At 36.6% G+C, this 21,331-nt stretch carries 20 protein-coding genes and 1 tRNA gene; 11 read left to right on the forward strand and 10 right to left on the reverse strand.

Annotation, left to right across the window (positions count from 1 at the left end; all coding sequences use genetic code 11):
* Positions 1-70: 70 nt before the first annotated feature.
* Positions 71-673 (forward strand): Uma2 family endonuclease, encoded by a 603-nt coding sequence (locus AsFPU1_RS10120; RefSeq protein WP_124972410.1) that lies wholly within the window; start codon positions 71-73, stop codon positions 671-673.
* Between the two features lie 68 nt (positions 674-741).
* Here the strand turns inward: AsFPU1_RS10120 and AsFPU1_RS10125 are convergent, their stop codons facing one another.
* Positions 742-897, reverse strand: a complete 156-nt coding sequence (locus tag AsFPU1_RS10125) for a hypothetical protein (RefSeq protein WP_227873396.1) — start codon at positions 895-897, stop codon at positions 742-744.
* A gap of 196 nt (positions 898-1,093) precedes the next feature.
* On the opposite strand from AsFPU1_RS10125, the gene AsFPU1_RS10130 reads away from it, so the two are divergent.
* Together AsFPU1_RS10130 and AsFPU1_RS10135 are read left to right on the forward strand one after the other, a co-directional pair.
* Complete coding sequence (locus AsFPU1_RS10130) at positions 1,094-1,747, forward strand: phosphatase PAP2 family protein (protein WP_124972408.1); 654 nt, start codon at positions 1,094-1,096, stop codon at positions 1,745-1,747.
* 30 nt (positions 1,748-1,777) lie between these two features.
* Positions 1,778-3,625 (forward strand): ArnT family glycosyltransferase, encoded by a 1,848-nt coding sequence (locus tag AsFPU1_RS10135; protein WP_124972406.1) that lies wholly within the window; start codon positions 1,778-1,780, stop codon positions 3,623-3,625.
* 287 nt (positions 3,626-3,912) lie between these two features.
* Here the strand turns inward: AsFPU1_RS10135 and AsFPU1_RS10140 are convergent, their stop codons facing one another.
* The 4 genes from AsFPU1_RS10140 to bioF all read right to left on the reverse strand — a co-directional run bounded on the left by AsFPU1_RS10140 (position 3,913) and on the right by bioF (position 9,253).
* Positions 3,913-4,650, reverse strand: a complete 738-nt coding sequence (locus AsFPU1_RS10140; RefSeq protein WP_124972404.1) for an HAD family hydrolase — start codon at positions 4,648-4,650, stop codon at positions 3,913-3,915.
* Between the two features lie 213 nt (positions 4,651-4,863).
* The gene (locus AsFPU1_RS10145) at positions 4,864-5,190 is read right to left on the reverse strand and encodes a DUF4351 domain-containing protein (RefSeq protein ID WP_227873395.1); all 327 of its coding nucleotides are present in this window, start codon (positions 5,188-5,190) and stop codon (positions 4,864-4,866) included.
* Between the two features lie 80 nt (positions 5,191-5,270).
* Entirely contained in the window at positions 5,271-8,087 is a 2,817-nt protein-coding gene (locus AsFPU1_RS10150; protein WP_124972402.1) for a protein kinase domain-containing protein, read from the reverse strand.
* An 8-nt stretch (positions 8,088-8,095) separates the two neighbouring features.
* Positions 8,096-9,253, reverse strand: coding sequence for an 8-amino-7-oxononanoate synthase (gene bioF / locus AsFPU1_RS10155; RefSeq protein ID WP_124972400.1), 1,158 nt, complete (start codon positions 9,251-9,253; stop codon positions 8,096-8,098).
* Between the two features lie 79 nt (positions 9,254-9,332).
* Here bioF and AsFPU1_RS10160 point away from each other — a divergent pair, with 79 nt between their 5' ends.
* The 3 genes from AsFPU1_RS10160 to AsFPU1_RS10170 all read left to right on the forward strand — a co-directional run bounded on the left by AsFPU1_RS10160 (position 9,333) and on the right by AsFPU1_RS10170 (position 11,919).
* A complete protein-coding gene (locus tag AsFPU1_RS10160; RefSeq protein ID WP_124972398.1) occupies positions 9,333-9,770 on the forward strand; it encodes a Fur family transcriptional regulator in 438 nt (145 codons plus the stop codon).
* Between the two features lie 157 nt (positions 9,771-9,927).
* A complete protein-coding gene (locus AsFPU1_RS10165; RefSeq protein WP_227873394.1) occupies positions 9,928-11,661 on the forward strand; it encodes a DUF3685 domain-containing protein in 1,734 nt (577 codons plus the stop codon).
* 184 nt (positions 11,662-11,845) lie between these two features.
* Positions 11,846-11,919: transfer RNA gene (locus AsFPU1_RS10170), tRNA-Asp, on the forward strand.
* 11 nt (positions 11,920-11,930) lie between these two features.
* Here AsFPU1_RS10170 and AsFPU1_RS22595 read toward each other — a convergent pair.
* Together AsFPU1_RS22595 and AsFPU1_RS10175 are read right to left on the reverse strand one after the other, a co-directional pair.
* Positions 11,931-12,080, reverse strand: coding sequence for a hypothetical protein (locus AsFPU1_RS22595; RefSeq protein WP_172957448.1), 150 nt, complete (start codon positions 12,078-12,080; stop codon positions 11,931-11,933).
* Positions 12,081-12,576: 496 nt separating this feature from the next.
* Positions 12,577-13,794, reverse strand: coding sequence for a calcium-binding protein (locus AsFPU1_RS10175; RefSeq protein WP_124972394.1), 1,218 nt, complete (start codon positions 13,792-13,794; stop codon positions 12,577-12,579).
* 263 nt (positions 13,795-14,057) lie between these two features.
* Here AsFPU1_RS10175 and AsFPU1_RS10180 point away from each other — a divergent pair, with 263 nt between their 5' ends.
* Complete coding sequence (locus tag AsFPU1_RS10180) at positions 14,058-14,486, forward strand: hypothetical protein (protein ID WP_124972392.1); 429 nt, start codon at positions 14,058-14,060, stop codon at positions 14,484-14,486.
* On the opposite strand, the gene AsFPU1_RS10185 is transcribed toward AsFPU1_RS10180, so the two are convergent.
* Positions 14,483-14,962: an SRPBCC family protein gene (locus tag AsFPU1_RS10185; protein ID WP_124972444.1), complete on the reverse strand. Its 480-nt coding sequence runs from the start codon at positions 14,960-14,962 to the stop codon at positions 14,483-14,485. The genes AsFPU1_RS10180 and AsFPU1_RS10185 overlap by 4 nt on opposite strands.
* Positions 14,963-15,129: 167 nt before the next feature.
* On the opposite strand from AsFPU1_RS10185, the gene hemF reads away from it, so the two are divergent.
* Positions 15,130-16,158 (forward strand): oxygen-dependent coproporphyrinogen oxidase, encoded by a 1,029-nt coding sequence (gene hemF, locus AsFPU1_RS10190; RefSeq protein ID WP_124972390.1) that lies wholly within the window; start codon positions 15,130-15,132, stop codon positions 16,156-16,158.
* Between the two features lie 52 nt (positions 16,159-16,210).
* On the opposite strand, the gene AsFPU1_RS10195 is transcribed toward hemF, so the two are convergent.
* Entirely contained in the window at positions 16,211-16,843 is a 633-nt protein-coding gene (locus AsFPU1_RS10195; RefSeq protein WP_124972388.1) for a type I restriction endonuclease subunit R, read from the reverse strand.
* A 357-nt stretch (positions 16,844-17,200) separates the two neighbouring features.
* Here AsFPU1_RS10195 and AsFPU1_RS10200 point away from each other — a divergent pair, with 357 nt between their 5' ends.
* Both AsFPU1_RS10200 and AsFPU1_RS10205 read left to right on the forward strand, forming a co-directional pair.
* Positions 17,201-17,779: a glyoxalase-like domain protein gene (locus AsFPU1_RS10200; RefSeq protein ID WP_124972386.1), complete on the forward strand. Its 579-nt coding sequence runs from the start codon at positions 17,201-17,203 to the stop codon at positions 17,777-17,779.
* 41 nt (positions 17,780-17,820) lie between these two features.
* Complete coding sequence (locus AsFPU1_RS10205) at positions 17,821-18,435, forward strand: class I SAM-dependent methyltransferase (protein ID WP_124972384.1); 615 nt, start codon at positions 17,821-17,823, stop codon at positions 18,433-18,435.
* Between the two features lie 134 nt (positions 18,436-18,569).
* Here the strand turns inward: AsFPU1_RS10205 and AsFPU1_RS10210 are convergent, their stop codons facing one another.
* Complete coding sequence (locus AsFPU1_RS10210; protein WP_124972382.1) at positions 18,570-20,639, reverse strand: DICT sensory domain-containing protein; 2,070 nt, start codon at positions 20,637-20,639, stop codon at positions 18,570-18,572.
* A gap of 305 nt (positions 20,640-20,944) precedes the next feature.
* Between AsFPU1_RS10210 and AsFPU1_RS10215 the strand changes: the two genes are divergently transcribed.
* Positions 20,945-21,184: a hypothetical protein gene (locus tag AsFPU1_RS10215; RefSeq protein WP_124972380.1), complete on the forward strand. Its 240-nt coding sequence runs from the start codon at positions 20,945-20,947 to the stop codon at positions 21,182-21,184.
* The last annotated feature ends 147 nt before the right edge of the window (positions 21,185-21,331 follow it).

The following is a 21,331-nucleotide window of genomic DNA, read 5'->3' on the forward strand; positions in this document are numbered from 1 at the left end:
TGAATAATAAATCCGGTTTAGTTACCCGACTTATCCATAAAATAAGGAATTAATAAGGGTTAGAAGCACTATGACGACATTACTTGTACAAGCGACCTCGACTCCTATGATGATTGATCTTCCTTGGATTATGCCGATGACAGAGGATCAATTTTATGAATTTTGTTTAGCGAATCGAGATTTACGCATTGAACGTACTGCGAGTGGAGAAGTGATCGTTATGCCTCCTGCCTTTTCCGATACTGGCAATCGGAATTTTAATATCGCCGCCCAACTTTGGAACTGGACAGAACTCGATGGAACAGGGCTTGGCTTTGATTCTAGTGCGGGCTTTACCCTGCCCAATGGAGCAACTCGCTCTCCCGATGCGGCTTGGATTAAATTGGAACGTTGGAATGCTTTAACAGAAAAACAAAAAGCGTCTTTTGCCCCTATTTGTCCCGATTTTGTCATTGAATTACGTTCTTCGAGTGATACAGTATCCAGTTTGCAGAAAAAGATGGAGGAATATATTGATAATGGTACTGTATTGGGCTGGTTAATTGATCGCCAAAACCGCAAGGTGTATATCTATCGTCCTCATCAGGAACTCGTAATTTTGAATGCTCCTGACACGGTTAGGGGTGAACCTGAATTGTCAGGTTTTGAGTTGGTGATGGCTAAAATTTGGTAATGGCGATCGCTTCAACATCTTGTGGTTATTCTAGTTTTTAAAGATTAAATAAATTGCTTCTTCTCATACTATCTAACATATTCCCCAACCGGAACTAAAGTTAACCATTCTCCGTCTCTGAGAAAGATTTGACCCTCTGCTAACTGTCCAATACTAATTTTAGTACCTTGTAAATCTTGTAGTAAAGTAATGGGAACTACTAGCTGGGCCAATAGTAGCGACAATTTTGGTGCAATGGTTTAAAGGTTTCATAGGTTTAACTAATGATTAATATTGTATTTATTTATCGTTACTAATTAGTCGAATGTCTTCTAAAGGTCATCATAATGGACATAGGTTAAACTAAGGTGAAGCTTTTTCAAAATCAGAATGTTATTATGTGATGATACTTATTCTTGTTCTTTTTAAACTTCTAACAATATGAAGCTAAACCTAAGACTATATACCCTTAATAAGATTAACAAAGATTTAGTTTTTTGTCTGATTACTTTCTTATTATTAGTCTGGTTAACTTTAGAAGTTATCTCAGGAAATCTTGATGCTTGGGATCATGCTTTTTTAGACTGGATACGTCATTTTCATCATCCTAGTTTAATGATACTTGCCAGAGTATCTTACTTTTTAGGAGAAGCAGAAGTAGCAGTATTTGTTGTTTTAATTGCTTTAATTTTTTTGTGTTGGAAACGCCTCTGGAACGAAGCCTTTGTTTTAGGAATTTCTAGTCTAGGAGTTTTATTATTAATTGATAAGATTCTTAAGCCTTGGTTTGGGCGTATTCGTCCAGCACCAGGGGTTATTGATGTTCATGGAAAAAGTTTTCCTAGTGGTCATATTTCTGGCAATTTTATGCTATATTTATTTTTCGCTTATCTTATCGCTTTTTACTTTCCAAAATGGGGGATTTATGCTTATATTGCTGCTACAATCTTAGCAGGAATGATGGGTTGGGCTAGTATTTATTTGAATATTCATTGGCTAACGGATTTAATTGCAGGATGTGGGGTCGCTTATCTAGGCTTTATGTTTTCTATTACTCTTTTAAAAAGAGTTGAGAAAAAGTATCGTAATTCTTAAACTAATAAACTTTAATACTGATTTTAAAATATGGATAATCTTACCTTAGAAACAGAAGAAAAAAATCTATCAAAGTTATGGAAAAAGAATCCTAAAAAAATCTGGATTTTTTCTTCTTTTTGGTTATTTTTAATTAGTTATGTAGCTTTTCTTGCTAAATTAGGTGACATTGGTTTAATGGATAAAACTGAACCAATGTTTGTCGAAGCAGCCCGTCAAATGGTAGTTACAGGAGATTGGGTAACGCCTTATTGGAATGGAGAAACTCGCTTTGATAAACCCCCCTTAACTTATTGGTTAGTGGGGCTATCTTTTAAGGTATTTGGTATTAATGAATTTGCCGCTAGACTGCCTTCTACTTTAGCTGCGATCGCGGTAGTAATATTAGGATTTTATACTTTACGATCTTTTGGTTTATCTACTCCTAAAAAAGCTGAATCATCAAGTCAGCCATCTCAACAAACTTTATGGTTATCTGCCATAATTGGGTCAGCTATTATTGCCTTAAATCCGTTTTGGGTTGGTTGGGGAAGAACGGGAGTTTCTGATATGTTCCTTGCTAGTGGAATAGGAATGTCTCTACTCTCTTTTTTCTTGGGTTATGCTTATTCAGAAAAAGAACAAAACCATCAAAAATCAATCTTATCAGTTGGACAAGTTTGGTATATTGCCTTCTGGGTATTTATGGCTTTAGGGGTATTAGCTAAAGGGCCTGTTGCCATCGTACTACCTGGATTAATTGTTATTACTTTTCTGTTGTATGTAGGACGATTTACAGAAGTCGTTAAAGAGACTCCTTGGCTATTAGGAATTAGTAGTTTTTTGTTAATCTCAGTTCCCTGGTTTATTTTAGTAACTTTAGCCCACGGACAAGAATATATTGATACCTTTTTTGGCTTACATAATGTACAAAGATTTACCAGTGTAGTCAGTCGTCATCCGGGGGCTTGGTATTATTATTTTCCTGTGGTATTAGTAGGTTTATTACCTTGGTCAATGTATTTACCTTTAGCGATCGCACGTTTAAGATTTTGGCAAAGACAACGTTGGATAAATTCCCCTCGTTCCACTCATTTAGGTTTATTTTGCTTATTTTGGGTGGTTGTTATCTTCGTTTTCTTCTCTAGTTCAGTGACTAAATTAGCGGGTTATGTCTTACCTTTAATACCTGCAACAGCTATCATTGTTACTTTATTTTGGGCTGAACAAGTAGACAATAAAACTGAGGAAAAACAAGGTATTTGGACATTATTATTTTTAGTTAGTGGACTAGCTAATATTGGGATTTTAATAGGACTTGCTGCGGCTAGTTTCATGAGTCCTCAACTGATTGGGGATGATGCTATGATGCCCCAATTTGTGCAATTATTACAACAGTCAAATTTAGCCATTAAAGGCGGTTTAATTTGGTCATTTGCTGCTTTAGGTGCCATAATTTTATTAGTTTTCCGTAACTATCGCCGTTGGATTTGGGCAGCTAATTTAGTTGGTTTCATGGCTTTTTTTGCTTGGGTTGGCTTACCTGTTGCTGGCATTGTTGATAACCAACGTCAACTCCCTTTAAGAGAACTTTCTAGTATAGTCAAGCAAGAAAGACAACCAGGAGAAAGATTAGTATTTTTTGGATTTATGCGTCCTACTTTAGTTTATTACACTCAGGATGTGGTAGATTCAATCACAGAATCCGATATTGATAATGGGCCAGCACTTCAATATTTTAGTAAACCAGGAAATATCCCTACTGTTTTAATTATAAGTGAACAAAAATATCTCAAAAAATTGAAGTTAGAACCCTCTGATTATGAAATAATTAAAAAAGAAGGACTCTATCAATTAATTCGCATTGATAAACGAAAAATAGTTGAGAAAGCTAAGTAAGTAAGTGTGAAAAATAACAAATTATCTAATTATAAGATAAATTATTAAAGAATCATAGTCAATCAAATAATCAAATCAATCATAGTTAAGTAGGTACACAAAATTAATTACACAAAATTTGTAGGGGCGGGTTTTTTACATAAATCAATGATTCTCACAAAAAATTTCAATAAACCCGCCCTTACTACCGTTGTTACTCAACCATTACGACTATATCAAAACCCGTGCCTTGACTGTGCAATTAATTTTGCTTCGGTACTTAAGACTTTTTAGGGGTATCTAGAATATTAGTCTAGTTGAATTTGCTCAAGTTGAGTAATAATAACATCAGCTTTTTCTAAATGAGGAGCATGAGAATTTCCCCAACAAATACCAATAGTTCCCGCTACTCCTGCTTGTTGAGCCATGATAATATCTCCTTGGGAGTCTCCTACCATTAGGGTTACATTGGGGGTAGTTTCAAGAAGTTGACAAGCCTGAATGAATAACCTAGGATCAGGTTTAGTCAGTCCTTGATCTCCTCCCATCATTAATTGAATGTAGTTAGATAATTGATGTTCCTTGACAAAATTTTCCACATCAGAAGTAGGGGCAGCCGAGAGAATGCCTAATTTTAATCCAGCATCCGAGAGAATTTTTAACACATCTAAACTGCCCGCAAATAGAGGGGAAGTTGTCCGATTTTTTGGCAAATATTTGTCAGCTTCAGTAAAAGCATTTTGAGCAATAGCTAAAGATTCAAACCAACTGCGTCCTGTTTCAGCAATATAAGCTGCCGCCGCGATTAAGTTTTCTTGACGACTACCAACCGCCATTAAACCTGTTGGATCGAGTCTATTTTCTTGTAGACCAAAAGCCATTAATAAAGGTTCCCCAATGCCAGGAATTTGAGCATCAATAAGACGAGCGCGACGAATACTTAATTCCCGTAAAAAGCTTTGAGAATCTTCTAATGTACCATCTTTATCGAATAAGATAGCTTCAATATTATTAAATTTAACGTGACCACAGCGAATACTTAACAAATTTTTATTCTTTAATTAGGGTTTAAGACTTCTACTGGAAGCCCTAATTAATTGTAACTAAAATCCCGTTAATGGAGTGAAAGTTTGTGAATTCTTTCTAAGATACTGGGATTGGGTGTTAGGGGTTAGGGATCAACAATTGTGCTTCTGTTGATCCCGACAAAGATGTGTGGCTTACATTTACTTATTATTAATAAAAAATAAAGTTCTAATTTATTGGTTGGTTGTATTTAACCAATTTTCTAGATCCTGTAAGGTTGAAAAATCGAATAAAGCTTCTCCTAGTTCTTCAATTTTATCAATGTTTAATTCTCTGATTTTTACTTCAATATCTCGATATATATGTCCTAATTTTCGTTTAATTAAGCGTATAATTAAGGCTTTTTCTCGTTCAATTCCTTGTGTCATCCAACTGGTAACAATTTCCATAACTTCCTCCTGTTCCTCTTGTTGAAAGGTTTTAAGTTCCCTTTGAAAAGCAGTTTCTTCTGCTTGGTTTAAAGTGAGATAGGTATCCACAAAACCCGAAATTAATTGCATTCTTGCTGGATCTAATTTTAATGTTACCAATAATCTCAATCATTGTGCTTTAACCTTGGGTCGATCATGATCAATCATAATTAATTAATTTTCCAAAGACGAACGACTCCATCATGATCTACTGAGACTAAAATACTGCCATCTGCACTAAATGCAACACTATTAATATAATGAGTATGACCCTGAAATAATTGTAGTAATTCTCCTGACATCAAATCCCACAAAGCTATCATTTTGTCAGTGCTACCAGAAGCGATAAAATTACCATTAGGACTAAACGCGACACAATTAACATAACCCAAATGACCGCGAAAAACATGCATTTCTTTTCCCGATAAAATATGCCATAAACGTACAGTTTTATCTCGACTTCCTGATGCAATAAATTGACCATCAGGACTAAATGCTACCGTTTCTACATTGTAAGTATGTCCTTCAAATTGTTTAACTTGTTGTCCTGAAGATACTTCCCAAATTCTAACAGTTTTATCATCACTACCACTTGCCACTAATTGACTATCAGGACTAAAAGCAACACATTCAACATCATCTAGATGTCCCTGAAGAACTCGCAAAGGTTTATTTGCATTTAAGGTTAACCATCGAGAATGAACCTCCCACAAACGCACTGTTTTATCCCAACTTCCAGAAGCAATAAATTGATTATTAGGACTAAAGGCCACACTTTTGACCCAATGATCATGACCAGAAAACACACGCGCTAGTTTGCCACTGTGAACATCCCAAAGTCTCACGGTTTCATCCCAACTCCCAGATACTAACCAACGACTATCAGAACTAAAGGCTACACTAGAAACAGCCTCCTCATGACCTTGCAGAACATGAACTTCTCGTCTTTCTACAATATCCCATAACCGAATAGTACCATCATTATTTCCTGTCCCTACCCAACGACCATCCGCACTACAAGCGACACCATAAACCCAATTTGTATGTTGGTGTAACTGATGCACCGTTTTACCCTGTAAAATATCCCATAGACGAATTGTATAGTCATCGGCCCCAGAGACAAGATAACGACTATCCTGACAAAATGCGATCGCCCTCACCCTATTCCAATGACCCCTCAACCTAGCCATTTCTTGGCCATTCTCCACCGACCAAATACAAATAGACTTATCATCTATCTCGGAAGTAGAGGCTAAAAAATGATTATCCCCACTAAAAACCACTTGAGACACCCAGTCTGTATGGCCTTCTAAACAAAATTGTAGTTCACTTGAATTGACTAACCAAACTCGTACTTTGCGATCGCGGCCTCCACTGGCCAATAATTTGCCGTCTCCACTAAAGGTCAAGGTGTCTACTCGTCCCTCATGGCCAACTAAAACGGTCTTTTCTTGGCCCGACTGTCTATCCCACAGACGTATTGTCCCATCTCCACATCCCGAAGCTATTAACTGACCGTCTTTGGTTATGGCCACACTTGTTACCCATCCTATGGGTTCTGAAAATTGGTGTAACTGTTCTCCTGAATAACTATCCCAAACCCTCACCGTTTCATCTTTACTTCCGGAAACCAATAGAGAACCATTATTAGACAAGGCAATACTGGTAATTTGTTTTTTGTGACCTTGTAGCGATCGCCAAAACTGGCCTTGAGTTAAATCCCATAAATAAATCTGTTCTTGCCAGACCAAAGCTAATAACCGTTTATCCCCACTGACGGCCCCTAATTCTGTGGGACAGTCAATTTCCCAACCGGCCCGACGAGAACTAAAATTTAATAAAGAGGTTCCTCCTGCCCCTAAAACCATCACTCCATCGAGATCTAAGGGTATTAACCCCCGAATACAACCTCGTCCTAATCGTTGCTCCATGCCTTGTTGTTGTAACATAGGGAGAGTAAAATATCCCTTGAGAGGATCAATTTTACCGGCTGATGCTTCCTGAGAAAAGGGGCCCAGTAAAGTTACCCCAGACAAATTTTCCTTTTGCCACCATTCTCGCACATTTTTGGGGCGTTCTTTCCGTTTTAAGGCGATCGCACTCATAACCAAACGATACCAAACCCCCTCTAGTCCTTGAGGTCGCCACTTATCCCCCTCCATCAAACGAGTCATGGCCGGATGAGGTAAAGTCCCTGTAAGCATTTCATACAAAATCATGCCCATTTCAAATAAATCGCTTTCTGGCCCGATTTCTCCGCCGGAAACCAGTTCTGGAGGGGCATAACATTCAGTAAAAGAACGAGTTTTTTTAGCCCTGGCATGAATAGCTTGAGTAGCTGCCCCAAAATCAATGACAATTAACTTATCTTGGGCAGTTAATACCAAATTTTCCGGTTTTAAATCCAAATGATAAATACCGGCCTGATGAATAGTTTCCAAAGCATCCACTAACTGGCCCATCAAGGCCTCAACTCGTTGTACTGGTAATCTGCGGTGAGGTTGACTGTCTAATTCCCGTAACAAGGTTTTACCCTGTACTAAATCCATTACCAAATAAGCCGTATTACTTTCTTCAAATAAGTCCCGTACCTGAACCACATTAGGATGATTCAGTTTCGCTAAAATACGCCCTTCTTCGAGAAAACGAGCTAAACTACGTTGATAAGTGTTCCGATGGTTTTTAGGGATATTTAAAGCTAAGCTGTGTTGATTGCGAGTTGCGTATTGACTAGGATAAAATTCTTTAATGGCTACTACATCATTCAAAATCTGATGGTGGGCCCGATAAGTAATACCAAAACTTCCTTTTCCCATGGCATAATCAAGACAATAAGTCCCAGATTTTACGCCCTGACTCTGATTACACCGTAAATAAGTCCCCTGGGGTAATACTTCTCGCAGCAATGACGGTATATGGGCCCCACACTGAGGACACAATTCGGTCTGTGGAGATAGTCCATCCAAATGACAATTAAGACAGCGCATTAAATTAATTAGGTGATCAGATTTTTCTCTAAAATGGTGATTAGTTGTTGCAGATGGTTTAAGGTATGGGTGGCCATCACCGAAAACCTTAGACGACTGGTGGGAACTGTTGGAGGACGAATGGCAGGGGCAAAAATACCCTCTTTTTTCAATGTTTTGGCTAAGTTTAGGGCGGTTTCAGCATTGGCTAATCCAACACACAAAATCGCTGAATTTGAAGAAATTAAGTTAAATTGAGCGGTTTTTTCTCGCAAAAATGTTACATTGTGCCATAAATTTTCACGACGTTGAGGTTCTTCTTTAATAATATCAATAGCGGTTAAGGCCGCGGCCGTATCAGCAGGAGATAACCCGGTCGTATAAATCCAAGTTGCGGCCCTGTTGCGTAAAAAATCAATTAATTTGCCTGAACCGGCCACATATCCCCCTAAACTTCCTAGTGCTTTACTTAAGGTTCCCATCTGAATTAAATTCTCACCATCACAGTCAAAATATTCCCTACAGCCTGCCCCTGTTTTCCCCATAACCCCAGTTGCATGAGCTTCATCTATCAAAAGCATACACTCAAAAGACTCCGCTAAGGATATCAAGTCAGGTAAAGGACATAAATCTCCATCCATACTGAAAACACTATCACTCACCATCAGACAACGACGATATTTTTGACGATTTTCCTGAAGTTTATTGTGCAAATCTGCAATATTATTGTGACCATATTCTAAGTAGGTGGCCCCACTAAGTTTAGCTCCATTTTTTAGACTAGAATGATTATAATTATCTCCTAAAATAAGATCTTTTTGTCCTACTAAAGCGGTAATAGTTCCTAAATTTGCTAAATAACCAGAACTAAAAATTAAGGCATCTTCTGTTTGTTTTAAATTAGCAATGGCTTTTTCTAAGGTTTGATGTAAGTCTCTATGACCACTTAATAACCGTGATCCTGTGCTTCCAGTTCCATATTTTTGTGTCGCTTCTATAGACGCTTTTATTAATCTTTTATCTCCTGCTAATCCTAAATAATCATTACTAGCAAAATTGATTAATTTTTGCCCATTGATAGAAATTTCTGCCCCCGGTAAACTATCAATTGTTGTGACACTTCGATACCAATTAACCTGATGAATGGTTAATAGAGATTTTTCTATCCATTGATAAGGATTTGTCATTTTTGGGCTAAATTTGGGATTTATGATAAACTGGTAACGACTATGTATAAGTTAATGAAAAATCAACAATTAGTGTATTATGAACGAGCCAGGAGGATTCATTCAACCCATTCGCTGTTTAGAAGATGCCTTAAACCGTTGTCAAACTTTGGGGATGCGAGTAAGTCGTCAACGTCGCTTTATTCTAGAATTACTCTGGAAAGCACAAGAACATTTGTCTGCTAGGGAAATCTATGATCGTTTGAATCAAGAAGGCAAAGATATTGGTCATACTTCTGTATATCAGAATTTAGAGGCTTTGTCGAGTCAAAATATTATTGAGTGTGTGGAACGATGCGATGGTAGACTATATGGTCATATTAGTGATTCTCATAGTCATCTTAATTGTCTTGATACTAATCAAATTATCGATCTTCACATTGAACTGCCCCCTGATTTATTACAACAAATTGAAACAAAAACAGGTGTAAAAATAACTGATTATAGCATTAATTTTTATGGCTATAAACATACATAAGGTATCAGGGGGTTTATCTAACTTTTGCTTAGCATTAAATATAATGTAAGGGCGGGTTTATTTAACTTTTGCTTAGCATCATAAAATGTTGTAAAAAACCCGCCCCTACGGTGAAAAAAACTCTATAACTTCTAATTATTCTTTAGCCTCTAGATTTGTGAGTGATCGCTTAATTAATTTACTAATTGTTGATCATGATCCCATTTTTCGGTTGGGGTTATCTACTATTTTAAGCAATTATCAACAGTTTTGCTTAGTTGCTGTCTGTGGTACTCCCGAAGATGCCCTAGAAAGATTAACGAATCAAAAAGTAGATATTATTATTATTGATCCTAATTTTGACGATAATTCATATCCAGGATGGGAATTATGTCAAGAGATTAAACAAAGTGATTTGAGCCTCAAAATTTGTTTATTAACGGGGATAACTGATGGTTTTTACCTAGAAAAATTACGAGATTTAGGTATTGAAGGTTATTGTCTCAAAGGGATACCCATTGAACAACTGATTGAGATATTAATCCAAATTGATCAGGGTGAAATAATCTGGCCTAACTTAACTAATATTAATCAATCTACTATCATAGAAACGATCCCTTTTAGTTCCCCTTTAACTTGGTTAAATAGTTGGCAAAAATTAGGTATTAATCAAATAGATAAAAATTTAGATGAAGTTAATGAAAAATTAAACTTACCCGTTAATTCTAGATTAGATAAAGTATTTTGGCAAGGGAGAAAAAGAGAATTATTAGCCGCTCGTTGGTTAGTCAATCAATTAGTTCAAATGCCAATTATTATAACAACTAATTCATCTGCAGAATTTAGAGAAAATCAGCTATTAAAGGGAGAAAAGTTTGATAGTAGTTTTGGTAATTCTCTCAATAAATCGGTAGTCATTAAGAACAAAAATATTGCAGTTATATTTAATAAGATAATAAAAAAAGTACAAACAAATTTAATTAATTCTACTTCCAGACCTCTAGAAATTGATATTTTAAAAACACAACAAAAACAGGAAATATTAACCTTAATTTTAGGTCAAACTATCCGAGTCTTAGATGATTTAAGATTTGTCGAATTAACCCCGAAACAATCAGATAAAAATACGGTAGCAATTTTACAAAGGATTTGGCGAGAATCTGCCTTAATTTTTTTAGGTAAATATTGTGTAGTTAGGCAAAATATCGGACTAGAAGAAATAGAAGATCTTATTACAAATTATACTATTTTAGTTGAACAAGAGATTTTAGAAAAAATACCATTTATGGTTGATTTACTGAGATATTTATTATTTGAAGAAGGAATTATCGTTGAGAACTTATTGTACCGTCCCCAAGCTGCAGAAGCAAGACAACAGGCAGAAAAAATTCTAGATAATTTAATTATTCAAGTAGCCAATGGGATTGTATCTTTAATTTTAAATAATTTCTCAGATATTGAAAAAATCAAACAAGAATTATATAATATTAATATGGCATCTTCTAGAGAAATTGCTAGATTTCGTAATAGTTTAGCCTGGGAATATCGCCGCCAAAAGATATGGGAAGAACCCCAAAATATATTTCAAAGTCAATACCGTTTATTTATTTTAGGAGAAAAAGGCCTTGAATCCATCTTAATTTATGCCCCCAGACAAGAAGAACTAGAACAACTAACAGGACTAGGTTGGTTCGTGACTATATTATTAGAAACCCGTGATGCTTTATCCCCTTTAATGCGTTCTTTAATAAGATTAATCGGGAAGGGATTAGTGTATGTGCTAACTCAAGTAATAGGAAAAGGTTTAGGATTAATTGGTCGTGGTATTATGCAAGGAGTAGGTAATAGTTTACCAGAGACACGCTATAGTAAAAAAAAGCAAAAAGAAACTCAGAAAAATAAGTTAAACTAACCTAATGAGTTACGCACTCAGAACCGAAAATAGCGATTTTGCGTCATTGCGAAGCGAAGCAATCTCAAACCCTTATTACTGCGTTACAGTGCGTAACTCCTAAATTGGATAAAAAGTTTTTTGGACGAAACCCTTGACAAACTCCTATAAAGTTCGGTATTATGATAATCGGACTAAAAAACAAGGGACTGTAGTTCAATTGGTTAGAGCACCGCCCTGTCACGGCGGAAGTTGCGGGTTCGAGCCCCGTCAGTCCCGTACCCACCCGGTTAAGATTCAAGAATTTCAAAGGACTCTATTTCTAGCACTGGGCCAATCATGGCCAAAGTCATAACATCCTCACGGATTCTACCCTTAATCTTAACATTAGTCAGGGTTTGACATAAAGATAGAATATTCAGAGATAAGCTAAGAGGCATTTAAACAGGGTATTTGGTTGTTTAGTACAAAAGCTTAAACTCCTTCTCCGGCGCTCCCTTTGCTCCGGCGCTCCCCTGCAATCTCAACTAGCAATTTATATGCTTAACAGCTTAGTGGCAAGTAGGGCATTCTAGAGGGTTAAGGGAATAATCCCCAAAATTAAGATCAGTCATAAGTGTTGCTAGGGGGTTACGAGCGATCGCGTCTTACAGCTTCAACAAATATCAATAATTTTAGTCAAAGATGTAAAAAAATGAATGTTGAACACTTCTGAATCTCTAGTTAATGCAATTAAATCCCTGTCCCTAATCAAATCGGGTTTGCTGGTGGAACAGGTATCTTGCCTGTTATTGAACAGATTAATGATGGGTTACGCTATCGCTAACCCATCCTACAAAAATTACCAAAGGATAATAAATTCATGTCAAATTATATCAAAACCCGCGCCGGAGGCTGTGCAATTAATTTTGCACGCGGTACTTATTGGAGAACTTATCACACCATCACTTCGGTATTTAGACTCTGAAATTCTCCGATGGTATTTAGTTTTAATTTACTATCAGGGTAGGATACGATGTCATCAATTGGCCACCAATGATAACGACCTGCGAAATTAATATCATGGAGATTAAAGCTGGTTCCGCCTACAATTGCCACAAGATCAGATTGATAATGAATCTGAGATCCTTGGAAAGAATAATCATGAGCATATCCATGTAATTGCAGTTTATCAACTCCTGTTTGGAAGTCACCAATAAAGGCATAATCATGAGAATAGCCGCCCACATAATAAGGATTATGATAATCTCCTAAGAGGAACAAATCACTGCCACTTCCACCAATTAATGTATCAATTTCATAATAGCCCAAAGAATGAGAACCTACTCCCGTTAAGGTATCATTTCCCATTCCACCATCTAGATAATCATTTCCGTAACTACCCACTAGGTAATCATTATCGTTTTCACCAAAAAGAAAATCGTTACCACTGCCGCCATCAATGTAATCATTCCCTGAACGGCCAGAAATAATGTCATTTCCGCCATTACCATAGAGATTATTAGCTTGGCTATCTCCAACAATAAAATCACTGTTTTGAGTCCCTTTAACATCATCAAAATTGAAGACATGGAAGGTTAAAGTTCCAAAGGGAAGCCCATTAACATTAAGGCTTGCTGCTTCTAAATTAACACTAATAAAAGTTGTGCCTGTTGCCGTAGAAGAATCAATGGTATTTCCTGATACCAAAGGATTAGCAATAATCGTTTCAATACTATTCAATTGATCAACGGAGGTATGATTGCCTTTTTCCACAACTCCTTGAGGTTTTAAGATGATTTTTTGATGTAAATGACTATAATTTACTGTGTCATAACCATTGCCACCATTAATGACATCATTACCCTCTCCCCCATAGATCAGATCATTGCCATCCTCACCATAGATCAGATCGTTGCCACTACCGCCATTAATGGTGTCGTTGCCACTTCCTCCATAAACGGTATCATTTCCTAAACCAGAGGAAATGTAATCATCACCACTATAGCCATAGATAGTGTCATTGTAAGTGTAATACCATGGGCTGTATTGATCACCATACAGATGGTCATTCCCATGAGTTCCATGAATCGCAGGAGGGTTTGTTGGCCACCACCACCAAGTACGGGAGTCAAAAGCAATGCCATCGGCACTTGAGTCAAAATCAATTAACATGATCTAAGCCTTTTTTTAAAGTTATGTAAAGTTATATCAGAATTAGCTTGACAAATCTAGATTTTAGATATAAAATAAAAGAATAATTATCATAGACAAAAATCAATATTAAATCTAATTTCATATTATAAAAATCAATACTAAAAATGCACTATCCACATTTCTGATGAATTAATATCTCTTAATAAGATTTTGTGATCAGCACAAGTACGGGAGACCCGAAATGTTAGCATTAGATCAACTTATTAATCCGCAAAACTTCTATGAATATGGCATCGGAAGAACAGGTAAAACGTTATCTGGCCCATTGGTTTCAGTTGGGTAAAGGGGTTTTTGTGCCAAATTGTCAAGAAACTATCCTTCCACGTCAAATTTTTACAGGAAATCGTTATTCATCTGAGTTTGAAAAGTGTTGGCAACGCATTCTCTGTCTAGAAATTGATTGCTATTTAGAAGGAACCGAACAAACAATTCAACAATTATTAAGTCCGGCCTGGGAAATCACAGGTTGCGCCAGATGTCAATTACCTGTTCCCATTGCGGTGGCCGGAGTTGCGTCTACTGTGTGTACCTGTTTTGATTTATCAGGTTGGCCCAATAACGAATTACCATCTCCTCGATTTCCTGTTGATGATATTAGTCATTTGCAACAAATTCGAGAACGTCTTAACAAAAATGAGGATATCAGCTAAGCAAGTAGACGTTCGGCCGCATGGGCTAATTCTGTGGCAACACTAGCAGAATAAGGTTTAATTAACCACCAAATTAACGGTGATAGCCATCCCCGTAACGTTACCGAATAAGAGATATAAGTCCCACATAAAGTCGATTCTACATGATAAGTGATTTTTTGTTCCATCCCCGGAATAGTCAACACCCGAAGACTTAATAATTCACCTGGACGAACATTTTCCACAAATAAACGAATAGGAATAGGGGTTAAACGGGTGACAGCTTGATAAATCAAACCCGGTTTAGCAATCAATCCCAGAGGAACATTGGTCTTAGAGAATAAGGGATGCCAAGAAACATCAGCCACATCAATCAATTTATGCCAGAGAACGTCTGCTGGGGCCGTACTCATAGCGCGATATCGCTTATAAAGGGAAAAACTGCATAATAACTTATCTTTAGCAAAAATTAACTTTAATGAGAAATTGAGAATCACCATCTGCCTCCCGCAACAATGCTCCGGCAAATCTATAATTGTAAAGGATGAGAGATAACCTGTGGGGTCTTTAATATTAAGATAGTTTTCAACTCTAACTTAATGTCTCAAGCAAGCCGTAGATTGATCTAAAGTAACTTTGTGATGATAAGACCTAAAGCCACATTATGACCTCTTTAACAACAGAGACTAGCAATCCTCAGACAGCTTTTGTCCCACCTGCTGATGCCAAAACACGGGTGAGTCAGTTCATGAAAACCATTCAAGATGAAATCTGTCACGGGTTAGAGACAGCAGATGGCGGTAAATTCCGCGAAGACAGTTGGGAAAGAGAAGAAGGGGGTGGAGGCCGTTCTCGTGTTCTCACAGAAGGAAATTTATTAGAACAAGGTGGCGTAAATTTTTCAGAAGTTTGGGGACACGAACTACCCCCTTCCATTTTAAAGCAGCGTCCTGAAGCTGCGGGCCATGGTTTCTATGCGACGGGAACCTCTATGGTACTTCATCCCCGTAACCCTTATGTTCCTACAATTCACCTGAATTACCGTTATTTTGAGGCGGGGCCGGTTTGGTGGTTTGGGGGAGGTATTGACTTAACTCCTTATTATCCATTTGCTGAAGATGCGGCCCATTTTCACCAAACTTTAAAGCAAGCTTGTGATAAACATCATCCTCAATATTATCCCGTATTTAAACCTTGGTGTGATGAATATTTTTATTTAAATCATCGCCAAGAAATGCGGGGAGTCGGAGGTATTTTCTTTGATTATCAAGATGGGAATGACCCCTTATATCGGGGGCCTCATCCTGATAAAGAGGCGGCTATTTATAGTAATCAATTACCTGCTTCAACTCCTCGTACTTGGGAAGAGTTATTTGCTTTTGTGAATGATTGTGGACGATCATTTTTACCTGCTTATCTTCCGATTGTGGAAAGACGACGGAATATTGAATATGGAGACAGAGAACGTCAATTCCAATTGTATCGACGGGGACGCTATGTTGAGTTTAATTTAGTGTATGACCGAGGTACAATTTTTGGCTTACAAACTAATGGACGAACTGAATCTATTTTGATGTCTTTACCGCCGTTAGTTCGTTGGGAATACTGTTACCAACCGGAAGCAAATACACCAGAATCCCAGTTATATGAAGTGTTCTTAAAACCCCAAGATTGGGCAAATTGGCAACCATAATTGTAGGGTGGGCAATGCCCACCTTCTCTATTCATAATTCATAATTCATAATTCATAATTTAGATAAACGTTTTAATATTTGCAAAACTTGAGTTAATTCATGTCGTCTTGGAAAGAGAGAAAATTCTCTAGAAACATCATATTTTGGTGTGTTTTCTTGATGAGATAACTTCAGAAAAACGAAACTGTCTCCATTAGTTACCATCCCAAAAGTTGGCTTATTTTTTTGAGAATTTGCCATCATGTAAGCTAAAATTTGGGGAAATGCTGAAGGGACAGGAATACTTGTTCTTTTTGATTCAACTACTAATATCCATAATGTTTCTTGAATGACTAAAACATCAATCATACCTTTAATAATGGTTTGATCAGGGTCTTCTATTATTAATTGTATAGACTCTGGGGAACTAATTTTAAAAGGAGGATCAAAAAATCCTGCTATTTCTAATAAGGGAGAAATAACGAGTAAATTAATAGTTCCTTCTAGTAAGGGTTGGGTTTGTCGATGATAGTCATATCGTTGTTTAATACGAGAGATGGCAATATTTTCTGTTTCGGTTATTTCGGGTAATTCTTCATACCATTCCCGGAAAAAATTATCATCTTCGGTTTGGGTTAAGTTAAAATATGTTCGTAAGTCGCTTAGATTTTTGATAGTTTCTCTAACACCAATTGTTGTTATCATTGTGTTTAATCTCGTGCAAAAACGACATATACCATAATCTATTGTAGGGACAAGGCATTAGTAACTTTTATATTTAAACCATTCCGTTACTGTTGCCTTGTCCTCATCGTCTATACATTACACTTAGATCTTACAACACAATAATTAACATAAAACAGATGATTATATATTTTCATAATTCATAATTTATAATTTATAATTCAATTCACCTCTTGCCAAGATATGTAAAAATAGATAAAATTAAAGAATAAAACTTGACATCCGTGTTTTTTTTGGCATTGATTGAGTCAAAGTTGGTTCTCTTTGTAGTAAAGTAAGACGAGTCAACATCGTCTTTATCACTTTTATCAGTTGTCTATGACTATTGTGACAAGTTTAACCCTAATTTCTCATTCTCTGGGGGCATTTTTGCCCATTGATAGTGTTTTCTCTACCCAAGGCATCATGGTGATGCTACTAGCTGCTTATGCGTTAGCAATGTGGATGTTTCTCACCAGCGCGCCTAAAGTACATACAGTGATGGTATCAGATTTGGAAGTAGCCCGACAATTTTATGAAGGTTTACTACAATTAAATGTGGCGGATATTCCCCTGCATTATTATTATAATTATGAGCAAACATTAGGCACAGCAGGGGTTGATCCTTTGTATATGTCTGCTACTTCTAGTGCAACCACTACCACTAATTTTAGAGGTTCAGAAGGACTGTGGTATCAATTGAAAAAAAATACTCAATTACATATTATTTCTGGGGCAAGTTATGGGACTAAAAATCGTCAACGTCATGTTTGTTTTGATCATGATTGTTTAGAAGAAATTTTAATGCGGGTACAATCAAGACGATTAAAATATAAAATTCGTCGCAATAAACCTCTAAATTTCTTGGTTAAAGATATCGAAGAACGAGTCATCGAAATGGCTGAAGTCAAAAATTAAATTAGGACAATAGGTAAGGTAAATTGACATTTAATAATCAGATGGATAATCAAGATTTATTTAGTCAGAAAGCAAACTTTTTTGATCGTTGGGCCCCTAATTATGATTGGTTGCTAACAACTATTTTTTATCAAGCAATTCATCAACGACTATTATCATATGTTACCTTACCTCATCCTTCCCAAGTATTAGACTTAGGGTGTGGAACCGGCCGTCTTTTACATCGTCTTGCGAATAAGTTTCCCGACTTACAAGGAACCGGAGTAGATTTATCTCCCCAAATGTTAAAAGAAGCCCGTCAAAATAATCAACATCATCCACGATTGATCTATACTAAAGGTAATGCAGAATCCCTACCTTTTGTTCATAATCAATTTGATGCAGTGTTTAATACCATTAGTTTTTTACACTATCCTCACCCACAAATTGTATTTAGTGAAGTCAGTCGGATATTACGTCCTCAAGGACAATTTTTCTTAGCTGATTTTACAATGGGAACAATGAAATCTACTCGTTTTTCTCCAGGAGGTATTAACTTTTATAATACTCAACAGCGAGAGAAATTTGCTGAAACAGTGGGATTAAATTGTATGGGACATTATCATTTATTACCAAGAGTTATTTTAAGTATTTTTTCTCCTACTTCTTCAACCTAAAGGCTGAGGCTATACGGACAAAGCCTACCTGCCTAGGCTATAATCTTAAAAAATAACTCAGCCCGCGAAGGCGGGATTTGTTTTTCTAGCTTTACCTTTCAAGGTAAAGCATCTGGTCTATTAATCCTCTACTATCATCCTCTTTTCTTGGTAGATTTTTTAGTTTTAGAACTAAAAGAAGATTGATTTTCTTGAGTTTGCCGAGGAATTTTCTCAAGGAAAATAGGAACCGTAAAATGAAACTTACTACCCTGATTTTTCCCTTCTGATTCTGCCCAAATTTGTCCTCCCCAACCCTTGAGAATTTGACGACAAATAGCTAAACCTAATCCGGTTCCTCCCGTACTACGTCTTAGGGCCCCTTCCTCTTGATAAAAACGATCAAAAACCGTTTCTAAACGATTAGGTTCAATTCCTCTACCTGTATCCGAAATAGTTACTTCTAAACTATCAATATTATTCGACCTAACCCTTATACTGACTTCTCCTTCAACCGGAGTAAATTTACAAGCATTATCCAGTAATTTAGCAAGTACTTCAACCAACCATTCCCCATCCGCTTGAATCAAGGGAATCTCTGTATTAATAAAGTTATGAATTTGAGGTAAATTTCCCCCTCTATTACGGGCCCGAACATGACTTAAAGCTAATTCAACACATTCGCTAAGATCTAAGGGTTCTAAATTCCATTCTATCCGACCACTTTCTAACTGAGATAATGTCAAAAAATCTTGCACTAATTTACGCATTCTTTCAGCATCTTGTAGGGCCGTACTCAGCATCACTTGACGCAATTCAAGAGACATATCCGGTTCAGTCGCTAAACTTTCTAAACATACCTGAATAGTAGATAAAGGTGTTCGTAATTCATGACCCGTAATTGCTACTAAATTTGAGCGAGTGCGATCAAGTGCTTCCAGTTGTTCGTTAAGATCTTGAAGATTCGCATACGCTTCTGCTTGAATTAACGTTACCCCAATTTGAGTAGCGATCGCATTAACTAAGGAAATATCTTCACTTTTCCAAGCAACAGTATTAGGACCACAATGGTGTAACTCCAACATTCCTAAAAGTTTACCTTGATAAAGAATGGGAACTAACATCCAAGACAAAATTGAACAACTGTTTATTAGAGTTTGTAGAGATCCATCTATATCTTGAATTTGTCCTTCTTGAATAATACGAGGGTCATTTAAGACATTTTCAATTGTTAACGCATCCCGTAACTCTACTACTTCCTGAAACAAAGGATTATTGCGTAATGGCCAAATTTGTCCCTTGATAGAAGCAAATCCATCATTTAAAAATTCATGCTCAATTTTAGCAATAGTATCAGTTTCTTTACAACGATAAACTAAACAACGACAAACCCCTAAACCTTCCCCTAATTTTTGTACCGCAATTTGTAAAATTTCGTCAGGATTTAAAGAACGTCGAATTGCCGTTGTCACCGAATTAATTAACCTTTCTTTCTCCTCTTTTACTGCCAAAGAATGATTAGCTTTAATGAGTTTATATTGACCGGCCTGAAGATAAGTTACCAAACGTTGAACAAAGGGATCAGGATTAGTATTCGGAGACTCCCAAACCAATTTTTCTGTATCTTCTTGCTTCAGTTTCCCCATTCCTTGAGTTAATTCAGTTGAGGGTAAATACTTCTGACGAGCTAGTTTAATTTTATCTTTTAATTCGGGTCTATAATCTAAAATTCTTGTCAAGAGAATATTCGCCGCTTGTTGACTAACATGACGATCAAACGTCCAAATTCCTTCAAAACGACGACTATTATCCTTAGCTGATCCCACATTATCCTCATTCGTTGGGAAAGTGCGTTCCTGACAAATTAGACAACTAGCATAATTGACTCCAATGACCACTAAATGCCATTCTTGAGTTAGATTATCCGTAGATTCAAAGGCGATCGTTTCATAAACACCAGAACCATGTTTAAAGTCCGTTTCTGGAGCAGCTAAAACGTAAACCTGATCAGTTTTTTGTCCAATTCGTCGATATCTTTGTGCTTCTTGACGATAAAATCGTTCTTGTTGAAAATTGGCAATAATCAAAGGTTTATCAGATCCGGCCAATACCTGATCTTCCATTGCATGAGAAAGTGCCGTCAAGGAAGCCTTAAAATACATTTGAGGCCGCCAATGAGGAAGAATTTCCAACAATTGTGCTAAAACCGATTTTGATATACTCATCAATGATTTTTAAACGATCTCCTGGCAAAATCGATGTTATCTCGTTCTTTCCTTGGAAAATGCCGCCTAATAGCCCTTGCCAAGGTCAGTTTGTACCTCTCCTTAGAATCTATCCTACAAAAAAACGGCATACCTCACTTAACAAAATTTACGGAATATCGGAAAACTAGAATTTCTAGAGTCAAAGAACCTCTTGACAGATTTTTAACACTTTAAGGTTATCTTAGTTCGAGACTGTTTATCTCAATCACTTTAAAGTCGATTGTTAAAACGTCTTGATTATAACCCTTTCTATATTAACTTAGATGGATAACAATCGTTTTAAACCTCCTAAGACTTACAATATACAGATTTCTTTGATTCATATTACCTGGCCTAAATATATCACCAACCGAGCAACAATAACTATTATGAGCATTATGTTAGGTTTGCCTCTTTCCCTATTTCTTTGGACTTATTTTCTTGATCATTTACTCAACTTGGCTAACTCAACTGTCTTAATTAATCCTCCCCCTAGTCAGTCTACAGCACAACCACCTAAGTAATAATTAATAATCAATCGGACATAAATAAAATTAACTATCTTAAGAAATGTAAACTAGCGTTTAACTTTCTGGGAAACTCCCAGTTTATCGTTGATGCTCACTTTTTGTATTGCTTAAACCTAGTAACTCTATCCCTGAACTAAATTA

The organism is Aphanothece sacrum FPU1 (assembly GCF_003864295.1).
Lineage (GTDB): Bacteria > Cyanobacteriota > Cyanobacteriia > Cyanobacteriales > Microcystaceae > Aphanothece_B > Aphanothece_B sacrum.

Coding starts and splice junctions, on each gene's coding strand:
- AsFPU1_RS10150 (WP_124972402.1), bottom strand. CDS start 8,087: ATGCGCTGTCTTAATTGTCATTTGGATGGACTATCTCCACAGACCGAA.
- AsFPU1_RS10145 (WP_227873395.1), bottom strand. CDS start 5,190: ATGCAATTAATTTCGGGTTTTGTGGATACCTATCTCACTTTAAACCAA.
- AsFPU1_RS10135 (WP_124972406.1), top strand. CDS start 1,778: ATGGATAATCTTACCTTAGAAACAGAAGAAAAAAATCTATCAAAGTTA.
- AsFPU1_RS10175 (WP_124972394.1), bottom strand. CDS start 13,794: ATGTTAATTGATTTTGACTCAAGTGCCGATGGCATTGCTTTTGACTCC.
- AsFPU1_RS10160 (WP_124972398.1), top strand. CDS start 9,333: ATGAACGAGCCAGGAGGATTCATTCAACCCATTCGCTGTTTAGAAGAT.
- AsFPU1_RS10130 (WP_124972408.1), top strand. CDS start 1,094: ATGAAGCTAAACCTAAGACTATATACCCTTAATAAGATTAACAAAGAT.
- hemF (WP_124972390.1), top strand. CDS start 15,130: ATGACCTCTTTAACAACAGAGACTAGCAATCCTCAGACAGCTTTTGTC.
- AsFPU1_RS10180 (WP_124972392.1), top strand. CDS start 14,058: ATGAATATGGCATCGGAAGAACAGGTAAAACGTTATCTGGCCCATTGG.
- AsFPU1_RS22595 (WP_172957448.1), bottom strand. CDS start 12,080: ATGCCTCTTAGCTTATCTCTGAATATTCTATCTTTATGTCAAACCCTG.
- AsFPU1_RS10200 (WP_124972386.1), top strand. CDS start 17,201: ATGACTATTGTGACAAGTTTAACCCTAATTTCTCATTCTCTGGGGGCA.
- AsFPU1_RS10195 (WP_124972388.1), bottom strand. CDS start 16,843: ATGATAACAACAATTGGTGTTAGAGAAACTATCAAAAATCTAAGCGAC.
- AsFPU1_RS10120 (WP_124972410.1), top strand. CDS start 71: ATGACGACATTACTTGTACAAGCGACCTCGACTCCTATGATGATTGAT.
- AsFPU1_RS10205 (WP_124972384.1), top strand. CDS start 17,821: ATGGATAATCAAGATTTATTTAGTCAGAAAGCAAACTTTTTTGATCGT.
- AsFPU1_RS10210 (WP_124972382.1), bottom strand. CDS start 20,639: ATGAGTATATCAAAATCGGTTTTAGCACAATTGTTGGAAATTCTTCCT.
- AsFPU1_RS10215 (WP_124972380.1), top strand. CDS start 20,945: ATGGATAACAATCGTTTTAAACCTCCTAAGACTTACAATATACAGATT.
- bioF (WP_124972400.1), bottom strand. CDS start 9,253: ATGACAAATCCTTATCAATGGATAGAAAAATCTCTATTAACCATTCAT.